Raw genomic sequence first — 19591 nt, 5'->3', positions numbered from 1 at the left:
GAAGCCGGCCCTAAGCGACGACGGGGCGGGTCGCTCCGGCGTAGTCCGGGCGGAACGCCGGAGAGATCCGTACCCGTGCGCCGGTGAACGGCGCCTCGACCATCCGGCCGTCGCCGATGTAGATCCCGACGTGGTGAATCGTGCTCGGATCGGCGGGATCGTGCGCGAAGAAGACCAGGTCGCCCGGGCGCAGCTCGCTCCGCGCCGGGTGCGGTCCGGCGCTGTACTGCGCGGTCGCGTAGTGGACCAGCCGGAGCCCGGCCCGCGCCCAGGCGTACGTCACCAGGCCCGAGCAGTCGAACCCCACCGTGCCCGCCCCCTGGGCGATGCCCCGGGTCGGCCCTGTCTCATTGCCGCCGCCCCAGGAGTACGGCGTGCCGAGCCACTTCAGCGCGGCGGAGGCGGCGACGGAGCCCATGTCGGTTCCTCGCGTGAGTCCGCGGACGAGCGCCCGGCCGCCGGCCGTACCGGTGAGGACCACGTGATGCGACGAGACGGTCCTCTGGGCTCCGAGGCGGGCCCGTTCGAGGGCCGCGGCGCGGGCGTGCTCCAGGGCCGCGGCGTGCGTCCGGGCCGCGTCGAGCTCGGCGACGAGGGCGGCCTTCCGTCCCTGGATCCGTTTCACGGCCTCCTGCTGCCGCGTCACCGCCGTGACGGCCCCGTGCCAGGCGTCGGCGGCGCTGCGCGTCGCCTCCTGGCGGGCCGCCAGGGCGTCGCGCGCCTGACGTTCGAAGACATCCGCGACGGTCCTGACCGCGGCCTCCCGCTGGAGCAGGGCGTGCTGGCGGTTGGCGAGCACCTGCATCGTGGTCGCCCGCGCGAGGAACCCGGCGGGTCCCCCCGGCCCGCCCAGAGCGGCGGCGCCGGACAGCAGGCCGCCCTGGCTCTGATAGGCACCGGCCGCCAGCGCCGCCACGTCGTCCCGCACCTCGGCGAGCCGGCGTCGCGCCTGCGCGGACCGCTGCACGGCCGCCTCGTACGCCGCGCCGGCCTGGGCGAGCCTGACGCGTTCGCCGTTGTAGCGTTCGACGGCGCTCTCCGCCTGGTCACCGAGGTCGTCGAGCAGCCCGTCGGCCTGAGCGAGGGCGGCCCCGATGCGTCCGACCCGAGCGGTCTCCTCGCGCACCCGCTCCCTGCCCCGCGCGACGTCACTGGCGCTGGGCGGCCCGGGCTCCGCGAAGCGGGCGCCGGGCGCTCCAGGGGACAGGGCGGCCGGTTCGGCGCCGACCGGGCCGGCCGGCGGGCCGGCGATCGCGAGCGTCGCGAACACCACGGCGCCGAGCCGGCGCCGGATCACAACTGACAAAGTGCCCCCTCGGACCGGCTCCTCGCGAGTGATCTGTCACTCACGTAGCCCCATCAGTCACAAGAGAAACACCCGTCACCGTCGTGGTTCCCTCAGGAAGGCGAGCGGCGGGGGCCGGTCAGACTTGGGTTCCCGCAGGAAGGCGAGCGGCGGGCGGTGGTCAGGCGCAGCGCAGGAGTCTGCCGATCCACGGCCGCACCGCGGACTTCGGCGGCAGCGGTCCCCGCGGATAGGTGAAGATCGGCACTTCGCCTCCGTGTCCGGCCCTCAGCTCGGCCGCCTTGCACCAGTCGGCCGGGGTGCGCGTCGCGGCCCACGCCACGGCGAGCGCCTGGCGCACCTCGGGGACGCGGTCCCACAGCTGCAGCAGCGTGACGGTCGCGTGCGCGGCGGCGTACCCGTCGTCCGGATAGGCGCGGCTGGCGAAGAACGGAGCGGTCACCCGGCCGCCGTGGGTGGTGGACAGCACCCAGGTCCAGTTGGCGACGACGAGCTCGCGGACCGGGTCGGCGAGCCCTTCGGCCGCGCCGTACATCCGCTCCTGCCGCCGGCCCGTGAGCCGATGGGTGTCGAGCAGCCAGTCGATGTCGCCCGGGGCGTCGCCCTCGGCGAGCCAGGCCAGGACCGTCAGCCCGCGCGCCGCCTGGAGCCGGCACAGCTCGGCCACCTCGCGGCGCATCCGGACACCGGGCTCTAGCCACTGCGGCCACGGGGCCCGCTGGATCCGCTCGACCATGTCGACCAGCCGGGGAGCGACCGCGAGCGGAGCGACCACGTCGCCGCGCAGATCGCCGGGGCGCACCGTGAACGCCGGCATCAGCCGGTGCCCTCGGCCGACGGGGCCGGGTGCCGGGCCGGGCCGGGATGTCCTTCTGGGACGGGCCGCGGCTCCGGTGGGTCGGAGTGGGCGGAGGGCGGGGTGGTCGACGGGGGCTCGGGCGACCGGCTCAGGGGCGGCCGGGTCGAGGGCGGGGGCGCAGGCGCAGAGGGCGGGGGCGCAGAGGGCGGGGGCGCAGGCGTGGAGGTCGGCGGTGACGCGGGCGGCGTGTCGGTGGGCGGCGTGCCGGTGGGCGGCGGGGACGAATGCGGCGGGCGGGACGCCGGGCCGCTCCAGTCGACCGCCACGCGCGCGCCGGTAGGCCAGAAGACGATGACGGCGCCGCCCGGGCCGTCGTCCGGGGCCTGGACGGACACCGTGGCCGTCTCTCCGCGGTCGAGCGATCCACCGGCGGGGCTGACGGTCGCCGCGCCCGTCACCGCGGCCTGCCATCGGACCGGCCCGCCGACCGCGCGGAGGGTGATGGTGCCGCTGTCGCCGGGGCCGAGCACGAGTCGGCCGGGCGCGACGTCGAGCCGTCCGTCGCCGTGGGCGGGATCGAGGGCCTTCGGCCGCGCCCCGTCCAGCGCGCTCGGCGCCACGGCCCGGTCGCGAGGGCCGAGCGGGAACGTCGCCGACACCGGCCGTCCGACCGCCGGCGCGCCGATCAGGCCGGGACTGGGCACGCGCGCGCGGGGCGCGGGGACCGTACCGCCGGCGACGTGGGTGCGGTGGGTGTCCTGGCTGAGCCACTGGCAGACCGTCACGGCGCTGACCGCGGTGAACACCGCGCCGGTCACCGCGATCAGCCCGCGCGGCCAGCGCGAGTCACGGGCGGGCGTGCGCGAGCGCCCGGGCCCCTGCTGCGCGGGGAATCCGCGGGCCCCGAAGCCGCGCAGTCGGGCGGCGGCGAACAGCCGGTAGCCGGCCAGCCGCGGGTCCGTGAAGCAACTGGTGACCTGCTGCCGCAGGGAGTCGGGCGGCGTGGCGTGGGGCAGCAGCGCGCAGACCTTCGCGGTGGAGATCGTGCGCGGCAGGTGGGCGGCGCAGACTCCGCACTCCATACCGTGGCACACCAGTGCCTCACGCAGGTCGTCGCCGAGCTCCCCGCAGCGGTTACGCAGGATCGCCGCCCGCCCGTCGCACTCGAACGGGTCGTCGTGGGCGAGGATCTCCGCGAGCACGGCCGCCTCCAGCAGGGCGCTCGCCTGGTGGAGGAGGTCGGTGACCTCGCGGGCCGGCAGCCCGACGACACCGGCGATGTGGGCGGGGGTGAGGGCGTGCCGGTGGCGCAGGTCGAGGAGCTCCTGGCTGAGCGCCGGCAGCCCGGTGACCGCGCGCCAGGCGATCACGCGCAGGTCGACGTCGTCCTGGTCGTGCCGGGCGACGGCCAGGTCGGGGTGCAGCACCCCCGGAGGCCGCCTGCGGCGGCACTCGATCCGCGTCAGGGCGTACAGCCAGAGCCCGAACCGCTCAGGGGCGCGCAGCTCACCGATGTGGGCCTCGGCGCCGAGGAGCGCGTCGCGCAGGGCCAGCTGCGCCGTCTCACGGTTGCGCAGCTGGAACCAGCAATAGTCGTAGAGACGATCGGCGTACGCGTCGTACACCGCGCCGATCGCGCCGGGATCGCCCGACCGCAGGCCACCGACCAGGAGGCGGTCTTCCATGGCGCGAAGGTAAAGCCTTTTCCGCCTCGCATTCAACTGTTTCCAGCGAGCCTTGCGTAGATAATTTGGCGCGCCGGATAAACGATCTCCAGACTGATGACTAATAGGCCGATTCGATGGCATTTAAACCGATTATCGAGATTTACCGGGAACTGCGCGCTAAATCGTCTTGTCGCAGGTCGGCAGCGTGGCGAGCTCGCATGGATCCGACCCGCATCCCGCGGCCGATTCCTCAGCCCGTGACGCGCGCTATTCCCGCCGTGGCACAGCCCGCTTCCAGTTCGGACAACCCAAAAGCCGCAACCGGCCCGAGCGCCCCCGTTTCCGTCATTCCACCGGCGGCTTGGCGGGCACCCCACGCGAGAATTCCGGCCGTGAAATCGTACGGATCGCCGCCCGACAGGTGGACCTCGGTCAGCAGGGCGTCGTCCGCGTCGTAGGCTGCCGCCACGATCCGCGACGTCAGCGTGCCCTTGCCGGCCCGTCGGCGGGCCAGGCGGGCCAGCCCTCCACCGCACACACGGATCGCGGCGACGGCGGCCCGGCCGCGCGGCAGCCGGGCGGCGGCCCGGGTCGCCGCGCCGAACCAGCCGAGGTAGACGTTGACCTCACGCAGCCCGGGATAGGACGCCGGCAGCGTGAAGTGCTCGGACGCCCCGATGGACACCCCCATCCGCGACCGGCCGGCCATCTCGAAGTCCCGTACCCGGGAGCGTGGTTCCTCGACGACGCCGTCCTGGTAGGTGTACATGCGCGTGGCCAGCAGGCCGGACGCCGAGTCGAGGGTTCCGCCGGACAGCCCGCGCACGAGGGAGCCGCCGCCGACGAAGTAGCCGACGTCGACCCGTACGGCGTCCTCGCCGACCCGGTCGAGGGCGAGGGCCCCGGCCAGGTTCCCGGGCACGTAGTCGTAGCCGAAGGCGGGGAGAAGGGCGGAGCTCGCCTTGACGCCGTACCCCTCGAACACCTCGCGCACGAACAGCGACTCCCCCGCCGTGTCGAGGTAGTGCGCACCGGCGTCGACCGCCGCGGCGAGGGCCGACTGGCCGTACCGGAGGAACGGGCCGACCGTCGTGACGAGCACATCGTCGCGTTCGACGAGGGCGCGGACCGTCCGCGGCTCGGTGGCGTCCGCGTACGCGGTGTCGAGGCCGCCCAGTTCGTCGGCGAGCGCGGCGAGGGCCTCGGCGTTCCGCCCGGCGAGGACGGGCCGTACCCCCTGGGCGACCAGGGTGCGCGCGGTCAGCCTGCCGGTGTAGCCGGTCGCGCCGAAGACCACGATGCGACCCTCCATGCGATCTCCCCGGCTGTGAAAAATCTTCGGCTGTCGCGCTGAGCGTACTAATCCGTCACGAAGCGTGCCGGTTTTTCGTCATATGTCGATCATCGGGGGGAGGATGCGTTCTGCGGCGGCGGCGATCGCCGCCACTTCGGCGGTGGTGAACAGCACCGGTTGCCGCTCGATGAGCCGGTTCACGCGCTCGGCCCGGTGCAGGAGCACCCCGTCGAACAGGATCCCGCCGCGCGGCAGCCGACCACCGTGCACGGCGATCACCGGAGACACCTCGACCTCGCGACCGGTCTCGGCGGCGATGCGGTCCGCGACCACCGAGGCGGCCCGGCGGGCCCGGACGGGAAGGCGCGTCAGCCGCCGCGGCCCGGCCCACAGCCGGCCGTCCGCCCGCAACCGGGTCAGCGGCGGCCACCGTCGCGAGGAGATCGCGTACACGCCGGTATGGCCGACGACCAGGTGATCCAGATTCACCCGGAGACCGCCGGGAAGCGCCCGGTCGTGCAGGACGTGGAAGTACGCCGGGTCCAGCCGGGACAGCCGGCGGCCCGTCCGCCGCTCGGCGGCCGCGCCCCGCCGCCATGCGGTCAGCGCGCAGGGCCGGACGCGGAAGTACAGAAGGTGCGCGAGCAGCAGGCCCACACCGACCGCCACCCCGGGCAGCCAGCCGAGCAGCCCTGCGGCCATGGATCCGGCGACACCGGAGACGACGAGCCGGGCGACGGCTCGCTCCTGTCGCTGCTGCGCCCGCAGGGCCCGGTATCTGGCCCGCGCCGACGCGCCGGCCATGGACGCACCTCGTCCGGACACGGCACTCCTCCTCATCGGAAAGGGTGCTGTCGAGGCGCCGGCGGTTCAAGGCACTTGAACGGCCTGTTCAAGCCGCTTGACGAAGTGCGGACCCGAGCGTCATTGACACTGCAATAGTTACAGTGTCATCGTGGAGGCATGGACGGACCATGGACGCTCGCGGAGCTGACGGCCCTGGCCGCCTCCGCCCTGACCGACGGGCGTTCGCCACGGCCGGGCGGACGGGTCCGTGACCTGCCCAACGAGCGCACGATCCGGTGGTATGTGACGATCGGCCTGGTCGACCCGCCGCTGAGCCGGCGCGGTCGCGTCGCCGTGTACGGCCCGCGGCACCTGCTGCAGCTCGTGGCCGTCAAGCGCCGCCAGGCGGAGGGCCGCTCCCTCGCCGACATCCAGGCCGAGCTGACCGGCGCCACCGACGCGACGCTGCGGCGGATCGCCCGGCTCGACACCCTCGACGCCTTCGACGCGGTGCCGGCGAGCTCGGGAGAGGCGACCACGGAGCCCGGCGCGATCCACTCGGCCCCGGAGCCCGGCACGTTTCCCTCAGAATCGGAGCCCGGCGCGGTCCTTCCCTCCCGGGATGCCGGCAGAGGCCGCGCGGTCCCGGGCGCCCGCCGGTTCTGGGCCGAGCGCCCGGCGCCCCCACCCGGGCGCCCGGCGTTCCAGCCCGAGCGGCCGGCGTTCCAGCCCGAGCGGCCGGCGTTCCAGCCCGAGCCGCCGGCGTCTCCGCTCAGGCGGCCGGCGGCCGGGTCCGCTCCTGGCATGTCCCATACGAGGGAAGACGACCTGCTCGTCCGCGGAGTCCGGCTGGCTCCCGGCGTGACGCTGCTCCTCGACTCGTCCCCGTCCTCCGACGACGCCGCCGCCATCGTGGCCGCCGCGGCTCCCCTGCTCGACCTGCTCACCGAAAGGGGCCTCCTGTGAAGATCGAAACGCTGTCCGGCGATGTGGAGCCGATGCCGGAGGCCGGGCTGGGCGCCCTGCGCACCGAACGCGGCAACCTGCCCCTCGAGTCGGTCGACGTACGGGCGGCGGTCACCGGCCTGTCCGCCCGCGTCACGATGACCCAGGGGTTCCAGAACCCCTTCGACGTCCCGCTGGAGGCGACCTACGTCTTCCCGCTGCCCGACCGCGCCGCCGTCACCGAAATGCGCATGGAGGCCGCCGACCGCGTCGTCGAGGGCGTGCTGAAGGAGCGCGGCCAGGCCCGCGAGGACTACGCGGCGGCGCTCGCGGCCGGACAGCGGGCGGCGCTGGCCGAGGAGGAGCGGCCCGACGTGTTCACCATGAGCGTCGGCAACATCCTGCCGGGCGAGCGCGTGACCGTACGCCTCACGCTCAGCCAGCCCCTGCCGTACGAGGACGGGGAGGCCACGCTGCGGTTCCCCCTCGTCGTCGCGCCCCGTTACATCCCCGGCGCGCCGCTGGACGGCCCGTCCGCCGGCTCCGGCACGCGATCCGACACCGACGCGGTGCCCGACGCGTCCCGCATCAGCCCGCCGGTGCTGCTGCCCGGCTTTCCCGACCCGGTGCGGCTCGAGCTGTCCGTGGACGTCGACCCGGCCGGGCTCGCCCTCGACGGCGTACGGTCCAGCCTGCACACGGTGACCACCGACGGCCGCACCCTGCGGCTGGAGCCGGGCGAGCGGCTCGACCGCGACTTCGTCCTGCGGCTGCGGTACGCCGCCGGCGCCTCGTGCGCGGTGTCCGGCGAGACGTTCACCGTGACGGTGCTGCCGCCCGCGGGCCCGGCCGCGCCGCGCCCACGCGACGTCGTCATCCTTCTCGACCGCTCCGGCAGCATGGGCGGCTGGAAGATGGTGGCCGCGCGCCGCGCCGCCGCCCGCATCGTCGACACCCTGCGCGGCGGAACCCCGGATGGCGGCGACCGGTTCGCCGTGCTGTCCTTCGACCACGAGATCGAGTGGGCCCTTCCCGAGGGGCTGTCCGCCGCGACGGACCGCAACCGGTACCGCGCCGTCGAGCACCTGGCCCGGCTCGATGCGCGCGGCGGCACCGAGATCCTGCGCCCTTTGGAGGAGGCGGTCGCGCTCCTGTCCGGTGACGCCGGCCGCGACCGGATCATCGTCCTGGTCACCGACGGCCAGGTCGGAAACGAGGACCAGGTCCTCGGGCGGCTGTCCCTCGACGGCCTCCGCGTCCACACCATCGGCATCGACCGGGCGGTCAACGCCGGATTCCTGGGCCGCCTCGCCGCCGCGGGCGCCGGCCGGTGCGAACTGGTCGAGTCGGAGGACCGTCTCGACGAGGTCATGGACCACGTCCACCGGCGCATCGCCACCCCGGCCGTGACCGGCGTGTCCCTGGAGATGCCTTCGGCCGTCCCGGACACCCTGACGCCGGCGCGGCCGGGCGACCTGTTCCCCGGCGTGCCCCTGGTCGTTCGCGGGCGGTGCACCGCGCCCGGAGCCGTCACCCTGCGCGGCGTCGCGGCCGACGGCGCACCCTGGGAGCGCCGCCTGGAGCCCGTGGAGACCGACGATCCGGCGGCCACCGCGATCTGGGCCCGCGCCCACCTCCGGGAGCTGGAGGACCGGCACATCGCGGGCGATGGCGACCCGCAGCGGGAGATCGAGCGGATCGTCGACACGTCCCTGCGGTACGGCGTGCTCTGCCGGTTCACCGCCTTCGTGGCCGTCGACACCCGCGTCGCGGCCGACAGCGCGCCGGCGCACAAGGTGATCCAGCCCGTCGAGCCGCCCTCCGGCTGGGAGGCGGCGCCGGTCGCCATGGCCGCCGCCTTCGCGCCGGGCTCGTACGGCGCTCCGGCCGCCCCTGGCGGGTACGGAGGGCCGCCCGCGCCCGCTCCGGCCGCCGCTCCGCCACCGAGCGGCGCGGCCCCGGGCGGACCCGTGCGGGGCTTCAGCGCGGCCCGGACGCGGATGCCCCGGCGTGAGCCGTCGACGGCCGTGGACGCCCGAGCCCAGGTCGCGGAGGAGCTGCGGCGCCTGCGCGCGGACCGGCCGGCCTCGGAGCTCGAACGCCGCCAGATCCTCGCCGACCTGGGCAGTCGCCTGGAGGTGCTCGTCCCCGGCGGGCTCACCGACCTCGTCGCCGCGCTCCGTACCTGCGACGACCCGGCGGGCCCCCGTGGCCGGGAGCTGGACGAGCTGTGGGACCGTACGCTTCGCGAGCTCGCCGCCTTCGTGGACGAGAAGGCCGCCCGCAAGCCGTTCTGGCGTCCCCGCTGAGCGCCGCCGGACCGTGACCGGTGGATCTTCGCGGGCCGAGCCCGGAGGATCCTCGGGGCGCGGCCCGCGTCAGCGGCGGGCGGCCGTACCGCGCAGGCGGCGCGCGAGGCCGCGGTTGATCGTGCGGGGCCACAGGGGGCCGCCGTAGATCAGCGCCGTGTACGCCTGGACGAGCGTCGCCCCGGCGCGGAGGCGCTCCCAGGCGTCATCGGCAGTCTCGACGCCGCCGACGGAGATGAGCACGAGGCGGTCGCCGGCCCGGTCGCGGAGTCGCCGCAGCACCTCGAGCGACCGCCGCTTCAGCGGTGCCCCGGACAGGCCGCCCGCGCCCGCCGCCTCGACCTCGGCCGGATCGGTGGCCAGCCCGTCGCGGGAGATGGTGGTGTTGGTGGCGATGATGCCGTCGAGGCCGAGTTCGAGCGCCAGGTCGGCGACCGCGTCGACGTCGGCGTCGGCGAGGTCCGGGGCGATCTTCACGAGCAGCGGCACCCGGCGGTCGGACACCCGGTCGGCGGCCTCCCGTACGGCGGTGAGCAGCGGCCGCAGGTGCTCGACGGCCTGGAGGTTCCGCAGGCCGGGGGTGTTCGGGGAGCTGACGTTGACGACGAGGTAGTCGGCGAGCGCGGCGAGCGCCTCGGTGCTCTCGACGTAGTCCGCGACGGCCTCGGCCTCCGGCACCACCTTGGTCTTGCCGATGTTCACGCCGACGATGACGTTCCGGTGCCGCCGGAGGCGTGCGGCCGCCGCCCGAGCACCGTGGTTGTTGAAACCCATCCGGTTGACGATCGCCCGGTCGCGTACGAGGCGGAACAACCTCGGCTTCGGGTTGCCGGGCTGCGGGCGGGCGGTGAGCGTACCGATCTCCACGAACCCGAAGCCGAACGCGCCCAGCGCCTCGTACACCTCGGCGTCCTTGTCGAACCCGGCGGCGAGTCCGAGCGGCCCGGGGAGCTCCAGGCCGAGGGCGCGGACCCGCAGCGCCGGGTCGCGGGGACCGAGGGCGCGGCGCAGCAGCGGCACCGCCCCGGGGACCGCGCCGAGGAGGCGCAGCCCGGCGAAGCTCATCCGGTGGACGGTCTCGGCCGGAAGGCGGCGGAGGATCAGCGAGAACACGAGTGAATACATCAGACGCGATTCTCTCAGCGCCCCGCGACGCCGCGTCGTCCAGCCCTCGCTCAGGCGCGGTCGAGCATCCACAGGTCGACGAGCTCGGCGGTGTCCGCGGTCCCGGAGGTGACGGTCTTGTCCTCGTGGTCGATCTCGATGCCCACCGGGCGCAGGTCGGGGACCCCGCCGCCGGCGAGGGCCTCCTCTTCGGGCAGCCGCTCGTACGGGCCGGGCCGCCACCAGTAGACCTGGGGACTGATCGACTTCTCGCCCCTCTCGAACTGGTGCTCCGTAAGGGCCTGCATGACCTCCATCGCCCCGAAGAGGTGCACGTCGTCCTCGATCACATGAACGATCACGTACTCGGGGACCGGGAAGGAGACCAGCGCTCCGTACGGGGCGCGGGAGGGGTCGACGTGGCGCCCGAGAACGTGGACGTGCGCGCCGACGTACCGGTGCGTGCCGCCGATGTGCGTCACGGGAACGCCCTGCACGTCGTCGCTCTCGGCGTAGTGGGGCTCGGCGCCGATGGAGTTGGCGAGGGCCGTGCCGAAGACCCGGTTCTCGTCCGCGTCACCGAGGTCGGCGCGGTTCAGGACCGTCATCATGTCGGGGTGGTCGATGACCACCGTCTCCAGCAGGCCGGGCGCGAGCCGGCGGGCCACCACGCCGTCCCGCATGTCGCCGATGGCCTCGTCGGTATAGATCCGCGTCCGGAGGCTCTCGGGCGATGGCATCCCTCCGGCCCGCTGCTGGGCGGCGTACCGGCCGAGCACCGTCGCGGCCTGATCGGCGAACTCGGCGGCGATCCGCGGCACCACGGCCGGGCCGCCGCGGTCGGCGTTCCGGCGCCACTCGGTGATGTCCTGCGTGAGGCAGTGGCCGTCCGGCAGGACGATCTCGAGGGTCGTGGGCTCCGGCAGGGTCGCCTGGAAGCCGCGCTCCGCGAGGGCGCGCAGCAGAGTCTCACCGACGAGGTCATAGGCGGGGAGCGTCATGGTCCTCCTGTTCGTGTTTCCTCTGGGCTGTAAGGCTGTACGACTCTCGGGCCGGCTGGAAGGTTCCAACGGGACGGCCCGGCGCGGGCTCGGGCCCGGTGAGGTCGGCACGGTGGTGGCCGCGTCTTCGGCATCGGGCGCGGTGAGGAGGACGCGGCCGGGCTGGGCGCCGCGCTCGCTATCGTGTGATCATGGCGACTCCGGCTCCCCTCCGCGTCGAGGTCGACGGCGGCCCGGCGACCGCCGACCGGCTACGGCACCTCGCGCTGGTGAACTACGGCCACCTCACCGTCATGCAGGTCCGGGACCGGCGCACCCGCGGCCTCGATCTCCATCTGGCGAGGCTGGACGCCGCCAACCGGGAGCTGTTCGGCCTCGGCCTGGACGGCGACCGGGTCCGCGGCCACATCCGCCACGCGCTCGGTGACGACATCCCGGACGCGACGATCCGGGTCACGGTGTTCCGGCCGGTCGACGCGGAGGACGTCTCGGTGATGGTGATCGTCCGCCCGCCAGGGGGCATGCCCGCGGCCCCGCAGGGCCTGCGGACGGTGCGCTATGAGCGGCCGGTCGCGCACATCAAGCACGTCGGGGCGTTCGGCCAGATCCACCACCGGATGGCGGCCGAGCGTGAGGGCTTCGACGACGCGCTGCTGACCGGGCCCGGCGGCGTCATCTCGGAGACGTCGATCGCCAACGTCGGCTTCTTCGACGGCGACTCGGTCGTCTGGCCCGACGCTCCCGCGCTGCGGGGCATCACGATGCAGGTGCTCGAACCGGCGCTGGCGGCCCGCGGGCTTCCCTCGCGGCGGCGCACCGTTCGCGTGGCCGACCTGCCGGCGTTCGACACGGTGTTCGTCGCCAATTCCGGGGGCGTCGCGCCGGTCGACCGGGTCGACGACCTGACCCTCCCGGTCGATCCGGGGCTGGTCGAGACCCTCACCGAGGCGTACGCGTCGGTCCCCTGGGACGTGATCTGACGCCCGGACCCTGGGCGGAATTCGGCATTTCCCGCGCATCGGCATTCATTCCCGGTAAGGGTGTTCTGCACGACCGATGGAGCAGGCCAATTCTTTACCGTGCGAAACTTGACACGGTCCGGCAAGATCACCGACAGTACAGAGACCAGATCTGTCGCTGGGAGGCAGTAAGGCAATAGCAACCACCATCACCGTCAACTACCATTTTCGAGCTGGTCATGGGCGCCCGAATGGGCGTCTTTTCTACTTTTAGGGGGGACCACATGAAGTCAACCACCGCCCAGGAAGTAGGGAGGACGGTGCGGCTCGCACTGCGTACGTGGGGCCACACGTTCCGCCTGGCCACCTTGGTGGTTGTGGTCGCGTGGCTGTTCATCGCCACCGAGCGGCTTCCACTGATCACCTGGTGACGCCAGGGCCCGGGCACCATTCCTCTGCCCGGAATATCGCACTCAACGGCCTTCCTCCTCGGCATCCGGGGAGGAAGACCGCGATGAACGAACCGAACGCTCGGTAACCGCCATCACAGAACCGGATAAAGCACTCTAAACCCCCATCTCCTTTCGGCCTCGGCCGAGCATTCCGCGTCATTCGACCTGACATCGCGATACGAAACGCCGGATCGGCGGGCGGCGATCGCACGGCGAATGAGGAGCGGCCCCGGCACCCGTGGCCGGCCCCGCGAAGATCCCTGCCGGCGACTGCGACCCGCACCCGACCGCCGGCCGAGTGACGCACCGGCCCCCGTCGACCACTCGCAGTCACTCCCACTGGGAACACCTGCCGTAATGCGTCACATTTTGGCAAACTTCTTACTTTCGGCCTTATGTCACGGATTGTCCGGAACGACAATCTCCCCTTGTTCACTGTCGGCCGGGCCCGTCACGCCCGGCCCGAAAGGGGTCTCGTGAAGAAGCTTGTCGTCGTTGCCGCGACGGCCGGTCTCGGTATGACCGGACTCGGCCTTGCCGGCGCCACAAGCGCGTCCGCGGCCACGGACACGTCCGATGCCTTCCGCCCGGCGAGCCTCAGTTGGCACGCCTGCTCGGCGGACATCGTGAACGGAGCGAAGGCGTACGACGCCCTCGGCCCGGTCAAGGTATCCACGATCATTCAGTGCGCCGAACTCCAGGCGCCGCTGGACTACGCCCACCCGAACGGCCAGAAGATCACCCTTGAGGTCACCCGTACGCCGCACCAGGGCTCGGGCACCGCCAAGGGCGACATCCTGGTCAACCCGGGCGGCCCGGGCGGTGAGGGTGCCCTGTTCGGCGCGCGCGTCTACGCGCAGAACTCGGCCGCGATGCAGAAGGCGTACAACGTCATCGGCTTCGACCCGCGCGGAATCGGGTTCAGCACGCCGAAGCTCACCTGCGACGAGAACTACAGCAACGCCCCGCGGCCGGAGTACGGCACCGGCGGCAAGGCGGACGACGCGGCCTGGCTGCTCAAGACCAAGGCCTACGCCCAGGCGTGCTACAAGAAGTTCGGCGCGGGTTCGAAGCTGGACCTGCTCGACCACATCAAGACCATCGACTCGGTTCGTGACATGGACACGATCCGCAAGGCGCTGGGACACAAGAAGCTCGACTACTACGGCGCCTCGTACGGCACCTACCTCGGCCAGGTGTACGCGACGGTCTTCCCCAAGCGCGTCGGCCGCATGGTCCTGGACGGGAACGTCAACCCCAAGCACGTCTGGTACGACGCCCAGCTGGACCAGGACTACGCGTTCGACAAGAACATCGAGTACTACTTCGGCTGGATCGCCAAGTACGACAACGTGTACCACCTGGGTAACACCCCGGCGAAGGTCCACAAGTTCTTCTACGGCCTCGATGCGGCCCTGGGCAAGAAGGCCGTGACCTTCAAGGACTCCAGCGGCGCGGTCTCCGCGGTCGGCCCGGACGAGCTCGTCGACGGCATCCAGACCGCGGCGTACCGGCGCAGCCAGGCCGTGTGGAACTCCTACGCGGTCGGCCTGGCCGCCTACAAGACGAACGACGTCGAGAAGTTCGTCGGCACCTTCGGCGCCCAGACGACCGGCGGCAGCGACGACAACGAGTTCGCCGTGTACAACGCCGTCCAGTGCACCGACACGCACTGGCCGCTGAACTGGAACAAGTGGCGCGCCGACGCCGTGCGCGTCAACCGGACCGCGCCGTTCGAGACGTGGGGCAACGTCTGGTTCAACGCGCCCTGCCTGTACTGGAACGCCAAGGCGGGCACGCCGGTCAAGGTCGGCCACACCAAGGACCTGCCGAAGAACATCCTGATGTTCCAGGCCACCGCCGACGCGGCCACCCCGTACGCGGGCGCGCTCGAACTGCACAAGGCCCTGAAGGGCTCGCACCTCGTCGTGCAGGACGGCGACCGTACGCACTGCATCGTGCACCGCGGCGACCTGCGCCCAGGTGGCGTCGACTCCTACTTCGACGCCTACTTCCTGAACGGGGCGCTGCCCAAGCAGGACACCGTTCACGTGTCCCAGCTCGGCGACCCGACCCCGCCGGCGGCCACCGCCAAGAGCACGGCGTCCGCCGAGCGCGAGGTCATCAAGTAACACCAAGTACGGCGAAAGGGGCCCTCGACCCGAGGGCCCCTTTTTCGCGCATCCGTCCCGACAGGGTCGGCCGGTGAGCGATTCCCCGACACTGACGACCGAGCGCCTCGTGCGCGCGGAGGTCAAGAGTCGGCAAAGGCGACAGGTCAGGGCGAAACGGACGATAGGGTCCCTCAGGCCAAGATCATCGCCCAAGGAGCCTCATCCGTGCGGAAGACCACCCTCGTCCCCCTCAGCGCCGCCGTGGCCGCGAGCCTGGCCTGCGGCGTCCTGACCGGGTGCTCGTCCCCGGCCCCGCGGCAGGCCGACGCGCGCCAGGACGCCGCCGGAACGGCGGCCCAGCCGCAGGACAGCACCGTACGCACGGCATCCCGGCCCAAGGGCCTCATTCCCGGCATCGACGTCAGCGCCTACCAAGCGAAGATCAACTGGGCGTCGGTCAAGGCGAGGGGCAACAAGTTCGCCTACATCAAGGCCACCGAGGGCGTGCGGTACGTCAGCTCCACCTTCGCGTCCCAGTACGCGGGCGCGCGCAAGGCCGGCCTGGCCCACGGCGCCTACCACTTCGCCACGCCGAACACCGCGAACGGCAAGCGTCAGGCCGACTACTTCATCGCCCACGGCGGCGGGGGCAAGGCCGACGGCCACACCCTGCCCGGCGTGCTCGACATCGAGAAGAACCCGTACGGCAAGAACAAGTGCTACGGCCTGAGCCACGCGAAGATGGTCACGTGGATCGGCGCCTTCCTGAACGAGTACCACGCCCGTACGGGCCGCTACGCGGTCATCAACACGTTCAAGGACTGGTGGATCGACTGCACCGGTAACTCGAAGGCGTTCTCCGCCAAGGACCGGCTGTGGGTCAACGACCACAAGGCCACCGCCCACAAGATCCCGGTCCCGTCGGCGTGGAGCTCCTACACGATCTGGCAGTGGACCGACAAGGGCGTCTACGGCGACGAGGACTACGTCAAGTCCGCCACGGTCTACCGCAAACTGCTCACGGCCTAGCCGGTCGGCACTGTCGTCGGCGCGGCGGGCGTCGATGGCGGTGGTGCACACGGCCGAGTCCCGGTGGCGCCTCTGTCGATCGGCGTGACCGGGTTCCGCCGTGCCGGTTCGTCGGGGACGATGATCCCATGGCCTGGGGCATCGGGGGTGTGCTGCGGCCTGGCAGCCGGCCGGCGACCAGGCCGCTGCTGTACGTGGACGTCGACGGGGTACTCAACCCCATGTCCCCCGCGAATCACGACGCTTTCGTGGCGCACACGATCGACGGGGGGTCGGACGCGCGCCGAATGTGCGGGCATTGACTCGAAGAAACCGGATAAAACGCCGAAAGCCGCCAGGGAATCGGCCGTTCATCGAGCATTCTGTACGGGATCGGCGGGCTGCGGGAACTGAGATGGGCCCCCTCGGTGAAATCTGCTCTGGCCGTGCCGGTGGCGACGCTTTACCATCGGGACCCAGGAGGGGAGTATTCCCCCGCGGCGGCGTCGTCATCACGGTGCTCGACTTCAGGCCCGGTGCCGTCGGTCCATGGCCCTGGCCATGGGCGGAAGAGACCTCCGGCGCTTCCACCTGGCCGGAGGTTCGTCCGTGACTCACTCCCTGAGCGGCTACGAGGAGATCGCGCTCCTCCCGGGCCTGAGTGCCTGCCTCGCCGTTCTCGTCGTCCTGGTCCTCGTCGCCGTCGTCGTCCTCCCTGCCGTCTGGTCCAGGGACGCCGAACGCCGGCACGCCGCTCTGACCGTCCTCCGTCTCCTCCTCCGGCACTGGTCGGAGCACCGGTCCCGGAAGGCCGGCCGTCGTCCGCGGCAAGGGATCAGGAGCTGAGCGCGGGCCGTCCCGCCTCGGTTCCGTGGGTAGGACACGGACGATCGGTTTTCGCCGGCCGGTCCGGACCGTACTCCGGGGACGCGATGCAGACCTTCCTTCCGTACGCGGACTTCGCTGCCACGGCGCGCATTCTCGATCCGCGCCGCCTCGGGAAGCAGCGGGTCGAGGCGCTGCAGGTGCTGCGCGGGCTCACCGTTCCCGGATACGGCTGGCGGCATCACCCGGCGGTCCGGATGTGGGCGGGCTACGAGGAGGCGCTGACGCGCTACGGCCTGGAGATCTGCCGTCAGTGGTGCAGCACCGGCCGCCGGGACACCTGCGCCGCGAGCCTGAGCGCCGAACTGCGGGCGGCGAAGCGGATCGCCGTCGCACGCGATCAGGATCGGCTCGCCCAGGCCGGCGCCCTGCCGCCGTGGCTGGGCGAGGCGGAGTTCCACCGCAGCCACCGATCCGCGCTGCTCCGCAAGGACCCCGCCCACTACGGGCGGTTCTTCCCGGACGTCCCCGACGACCTGCCGTACGTCTGGCCCGTCCCCGACCGCCTGGGCGCGGCGGATCGACACGGCGAACCGTGAGCCTCAGCGGGAGGTGATCGCCTCGCCGGTGCGCGGGGTGATGGCCGAAGCCAGCCACTCGGCCCTTGGCTGATCTCTGGTGCGAACCAGGGCCACGGGAGATGATCGACTGTCCGATCCGCTCCGACACCCCGTGCCCCCGACCCCAGGAGCGGACGGTGACGTGGACCCTTCCCCCGAAAGAGGACATGTCATGGGTGCTCCCGCCCGGTTCGCCGGCGTGCGTACGAAGCGGCCTCGGAGAGTGTTCGGCGCGTGCGCGCTGCTCTCGGCGGCGATGCTGCTGCTGTCCGGCACGCCCGCCACGGCCGCGGTCGCGAAACCGCCGAAACCAACCCCGAATCCCTGGCAGATGCGGCACTGGCCGCGGACCCAACCCTGGCAGCAGGCGCAGCCCCTGCGGTCGTACGCGCAGAACGCGCCCCGGCCGATCGACCCGCAGAACTACGAGCTGCCGGACACGATGACCTGGGACGACTACAAGGCGATCCCGAACACCCACTGGAACGACCCGGCCCGCGCGGGCTCCATCAAGAACTTCAAGGGCGCGCTGGTCCTGGTCGACTATCCGAACCAGTCGTTCATCGTCTCCCAGCCGAAGAACTCCACCATCTACGGCAACCCCACCTCGGTGAGCGACGTGCCGCGCGACCAGGTGCCGCAGTTCTACCAGGACTTCCTCAACAAGCCCGAGCAGCTCAACCGCGGGCACACCATCCACGAGTACTGGATGGAGGACTCCGGCGGTCGGTACGGCATCGACCTGAAGGGGTTCGGTCCGTACCGGATGCCCGCCAAGAGCCACGAGTACGGCGTGGAGTCCAGCATGCAGGGCGGCCAGGGCTGCCCGGCGGGCGACACGTGCGACCGCGACTTCCGCAAGGACGCGCGCGCTCAGTGGGTCGCGGACGTCGGTGAACAGGTCGCGTCGCAGTACGACTTCGTGTTCTTCCTCAGCGCCGGGCAGGACGAGTCGTCCACCTGGCAGGAGTTCGGGCAGATGAAGTTCAACACGCGCGAGGACGTCACCGACGACTGGGGGCCGCCGGACCCGGCGCTGCCGAACTGGAACAAGACCCGCTACGTCGACTGGACCTCCTGGCAGGCCTCCGCCAACATCTGGCCGAACGCCGCCAACGGGAGCTCCATCCAGGCGGAGAGCTCAGGGATGGGAACCTACGCCCACGAGTTCAGCCACATACTCGGGATCGGCGACAACTACAACAACCCGTACTCGGTTCCCCGGCGCCGCGACTACTCCGGCCCGTGGGAGATGCTGAGCCGGGGAACGTTCAACGGCCCCGGCGGCCCGCACAGCCGCTGGCTGGTCCCCGGCACCGCCGGGAGTTCGATGGGCGCCCAGCACATGCTGCGCAACAAGATGAAACTCGGCATCGTCGACCCGTCGAACGTCCTGAACCTCTCCCGCGACGGCCTGACCGGGTCGGGGATCGTGGTGGCCAGGGTGAATGCCCGTGAGGCGCAGCCCGCCTCCGGCGAACTGTCCGGGATCAACCTGGCGTTGAACGGCGGCGACAAGAGCCCCGCCTGCGACACCTCGACGGATCCCCTCTGCGACGGCGGCGGCTACGACAACTACACCGTCGAGGTCGTCGACCGCATGGGCTTCGACTCGTTCACCCCGGACAGCGGCGTACTGCTCGCCAAGACCAAGAACCAGGACGCCGCCCCGTTCATCTGGACCGTCGACGCCCACCCGCAGGACATCGACAAGGTCGACTTCGTCCTGCCCAACGGCACGCCGCAGAAGATGACGATCGGCGACTACCGGCAACTGTCGGACGCGCTGTTCCACGCGGGCACCGACTCGGGCAGTGAGTACGAGTACGTCGATCAGGCGAACCGGCTGCACTTCTACGTGCTCAACATCAAGCGCGACAAGACCGGCATCCTGTCGTACACGATCGCGATCCGGTCGCTGGACGGCGCCGGAACCCAGCGCCGGGGCGTACGCCTGTCGCCCCGCGCCGGCGTCGCCGCCCCGCAGCGCGGTTGGGCCCGGTGCACGCTGCCGCTGCGCAACACCGGTGCGCCCGGGGCCGGCCCGTACGGTGACTCCGACGTCTACCGGCTGTCCGCCACCGCGGCGGGCAAGGGCTGGACGGCCTGGCTGCCCAACGCCCTCGCCACGGCCAAGGCGGGGCAGAGCACGACAGTGCGGGTCTACGCCAAGAGGGCGACGGGCGCGGTCCACGCCGGCCGGGTCAGGCTCACCGCCACCTCCGAGAGCGACCCGGCCAAGAAGGCGACGACGACCTGCACGGTCGTCGGCTGACCGGTACGCCGCCCGCCACCCGCACCGGATCCGCCGGCTCGTCCTGGTGGCGCCGAGCCCCCTCGCCGTCGGACTCGAACCGACCGACGAGGAATGGTCCGCCGCGATCCACCGCCGGTCCGCGGAG

17 protein-coding genes are annotated in these 19591 nt (G+C 72.2%); 10 read left to right on the top strand and 7 right to left on the bottom strand.

Translation table 11 applies throughout. The features are described from left to right. Nucleotides 1-10: 10 nt before the first annotated feature. The 5 genes from NE236_RS04630 to NE236_RS04610 all read right to left on the bottom strand — a co-directional run bounded on the left by NE236_RS04630 (nt 11) and on the right by NE236_RS04610 (nt 5891). On the bottom strand, nt 11-1297 hold the full coding sequence (locus NE236_RS04630) for a C40 family peptidase (RefSeq protein WP_252841130.1): 1287 nt from the start codon (nt 1295-1297) through the stop codon (nt 11-13). Nucleotides 1298-1466: 169 nt separating this feature from the next. Then, on the bottom strand, nt 1467-2123 hold the full coding sequence (locus NE236_RS04625; protein WP_252840546.1) for a hypothetical protein: 657 nt from the start codon (nt 2121-2123) through the stop codon (nt 1467-1469). Continuing rightward, nucleotides 2123-3790: a hypothetical protein gene (locus NE236_RS04620; protein WP_252841163.1), complete on the bottom strand. Its 1668-nt coding sequence runs from the start codon at nt 3788-3790 to the stop codon at nt 2123-2125. Before NE236_RS04620 ends, NE236_RS04625 begins: the two co-directional genes overlap by 1 nt. Nucleotides 3791-4022: 232 nt before the next feature. Then, on the bottom strand, nt 4023-5084 hold the full coding sequence (locus tag NE236_RS04615) for a saccharopine dehydrogenase NADP-binding domain-containing protein (RefSeq protein WP_252840545.1): 1062 nt from the start codon (nt 5082-5084) through the stop codon (nt 4023-4025). Between the two features lie 78 nt (nt 5085-5162). Beyond that, entirely contained in the window at nt 5163-5891 is a 729-nt protein-coding gene (locus NE236_RS04610) for a nuclease-related domain-containing protein (RefSeq protein ID WP_252840544.1), read from the bottom strand. Nucleotides 5892-6029: 138 nt separating this feature from the next. Here NE236_RS04610 and NE236_RS04605 point away from each other — a divergent pair, with 138 nt between their 5' ends. Both NE236_RS04605 and NE236_RS04600 read left to right on the top strand, forming a co-directional pair. Next, nucleotides 6030-6818 (top strand): MerR family transcriptional regulator, encoded by a 789-nt coding sequence (locus NE236_RS04605; RefSeq protein ID WP_252840543.1) that lies wholly within the window; start codon nt 6030-6032, stop codon nt 6816-6818. Then, entirely contained in the window at nt 6815-9106 is a 2292-nt protein-coding gene (locus NE236_RS04600) for a VIT domain-containing protein (protein WP_252840542.1), read from the top strand. Before NE236_RS04605 ends, NE236_RS04600 begins: the two co-directional genes overlap by 4 nt. 69 nt (nt 9107-9175) lie before the next feature. Here NE236_RS04600 and NE236_RS04595 read toward each other — a convergent pair whose 3' ends face one another. Together NE236_RS04595 and NE236_RS04590 are read right to left on the bottom strand one after the other, a co-directional pair. Next, a complete protein-coding gene (locus NE236_RS04595; protein WP_372494237.1) occupies nt 9176-10231 on the bottom strand; it encodes a quinone-dependent dihydroorotate dehydrogenase in 1056 nt (351 codons plus the stop codon). 50 nt (nt 10232-10281) lie between these two features. Beyond that, on the bottom strand, nt 10282-11211 hold the full coding sequence (locus tag NE236_RS04590; protein WP_252840541.1) for a hypothetical protein: 930 nt from the start codon (nt 11209-11211) through the stop codon (nt 10282-10284). 191 nt (nt 11212-11402) lie between these two features. Here NE236_RS04590 and NE236_RS04585 point away from each other — a divergent pair, with 191 nt between their 5' ends. The 8 genes from NE236_RS04585 (at nt 11403) to NE236_RS04550 (ending at nt 19464) form a co-directional block, all read left to right on the top strand. Next, the gene (locus NE236_RS04585; RefSeq protein WP_252840540.1) at nt 11403-12191 is read left to right on the top strand and encodes an aminotransferase class IV family protein; all 789 of its coding nucleotides are present in this window, start codon (nt 11403-11405) and stop codon (nt 12189-12191) included. Between the two features lie 263 nt (nt 12192-12454). Next, complete coding sequence (locus NE236_RS04580; RefSeq protein WP_252840539.1) at nt 12455-12601, top strand: hypothetical protein; 147 nt, start codon at nt 12455-12457, stop codon at nt 12599-12601. Between the two features lie 497 nt (nt 12602-13098). After that, complete coding sequence (locus NE236_RS04575) at nt 13099-14754, top strand: alpha/beta fold hydrolase (RefSeq protein WP_252840538.1); 1656 nt, start codon at nt 13099-13101, stop codon at nt 14752-14754. Nucleotides 14755-14961: 207 nt separating this feature from the next. Beyond that, on the top strand, nt 14962-15765 hold the full coding sequence (locus NE236_RS04570) for a GH25 family lysozyme (RefSeq protein WP_252840537.1): 804 nt from the start codon (nt 14962-14964) through the stop codon (nt 15763-15765). Nucleotides 15766-15893: 128 nt separating this feature from the next. Beyond that, nucleotides 15894-16067 (top strand): hypothetical protein, encoded by a 174-nt coding sequence (locus NE236_RS04565; RefSeq protein WP_252840536.1) that lies wholly within the window; start codon nt 15894-15896, stop codon nt 16065-16067. 286 nt (nt 16068-16353) lie between these two features. Next, nucleotides 16354-16590, top strand: a complete 237-nt coding sequence (locus NE236_RS04560) for a hypothetical protein (protein WP_252840535.1) — start codon at nt 16354-16356, stop codon at nt 16588-16590. An 86-nt stretch (nt 16591-16676) separates the two neighbouring features. Then, on the top strand, nt 16677-17168 hold the full coding sequence (locus NE236_RS04555; RefSeq protein WP_252840534.1) for an MSMEG_6728 family protein: 492 nt from the start codon (nt 16677-16679) through the stop codon (nt 17166-17168). A 193-nt stretch (nt 17169-17361) separates the two neighbouring features. After that, nucleotides 17362-19464 (top strand): M6 family metalloprotease domain-containing protein, encoded by a 2103-nt coding sequence (locus NE236_RS04550; protein WP_252840533.1) that lies wholly within the window; start codon nt 17362-17364, stop codon nt 19462-19464. Nucleotides 19465-19591 lie beyond the last annotated feature (127 nt).

Origin of the sequence: Actinoallomurus purpureus, from assembly GCF_024055795.1 — a bacterium.
GTDB lineage: Bacteria > Actinomycetota > Actinomycetes > Streptosporangiales > Streptosporangiaceae > Actinoallomurus > Actinoallomurus purpureus.
The sequence above is the reverse complement of the archived record's forward strand: the minus strand, read 5'-3'. Positions and strand labels throughout refer to the sequence as shown.

What these genes read in the sequence shown, in the direction of transcription:
- NE236_RS04625 (WP_252840546.1), bottom strand. Translation starts at nt 2,123, where the DNA reads ATGCCGGCGTTCACGGTGCGCCCCGGCGATCTGCGCGGCGACGTGGTC.
- NE236_RS04620 (WP_252841163.1), bottom strand. Translation starts at nt 3,790, where the DNA reads ATGGAAGACCGCCTCCTGGTCGGTGGCCTGCGGTCGGGCGATCCCGGC.
- NE236_RS04615 (WP_252840545.1), bottom strand. Translation starts at nt 5,084, where the DNA reads ATGGAGGGTCGCATCGTGGTCTTCGGCGCGACCGGCTACACCGGCAGG.
- NE236_RS04605 (WP_252840543.1), top strand. Translation starts at nt 6,030, where the DNA reads ATGGACGGACCATGGACGCTCGCGGAGCTGACGGCCCTGGCCGCCTCC.
- NE236_RS04595 (WP_372494237.1), bottom strand. Translation starts at nt 10,231, where the DNA reads ATGTATTCACTCGTGTTCTCGCTGATCCTCCGCCGCCTTCCGGCCGAG.
- NE236_RS04590 (WP_252840541.1), bottom strand. Translation starts at nt 11,211, where the DNA reads ATGACGCTCCCCGCCTATGACCTCGTCGGTGAGACTCTGCTGCGCGCC.
- NE236_RS04585 (WP_252840540.1), top strand. Translation starts at nt 11,403, where the DNA reads ATGGCGACTCCGGCTCCCCTCCGCGTCGAGGTCGACGGCGGCCCGGCG.
- NE236_RS04580 (WP_252840539.1), top strand. Translation starts at nt 12,455, where the DNA reads ATGAAGTCAACCACCGCCCAGGAAGTAGGGAGGACGGTGCGGCTCGCA.
- NE236_RS04565 (WP_252840536.1), top strand. Translation starts at nt 15,894, where the DNA reads ATGGCCTGGGGCATCGGGGGTGTGCTGCGGCCTGGCAGCCGGCCGGCG.
- NE236_RS04555 (WP_252840534.1), top strand. Translation starts at nt 16,677, where the DNA reads ATGCAGACCTTCCTTCCGTACGCGGACTTCGCTGCCACGGCGCGCATT.
- NE236_RS04550 (WP_252840533.1), top strand. Translation starts at nt 17,362, where the DNA reads ATGGGTGCTCCCGCCCGGTTCGCCGGCGTGCGTACGAAGCGGCCTCGG.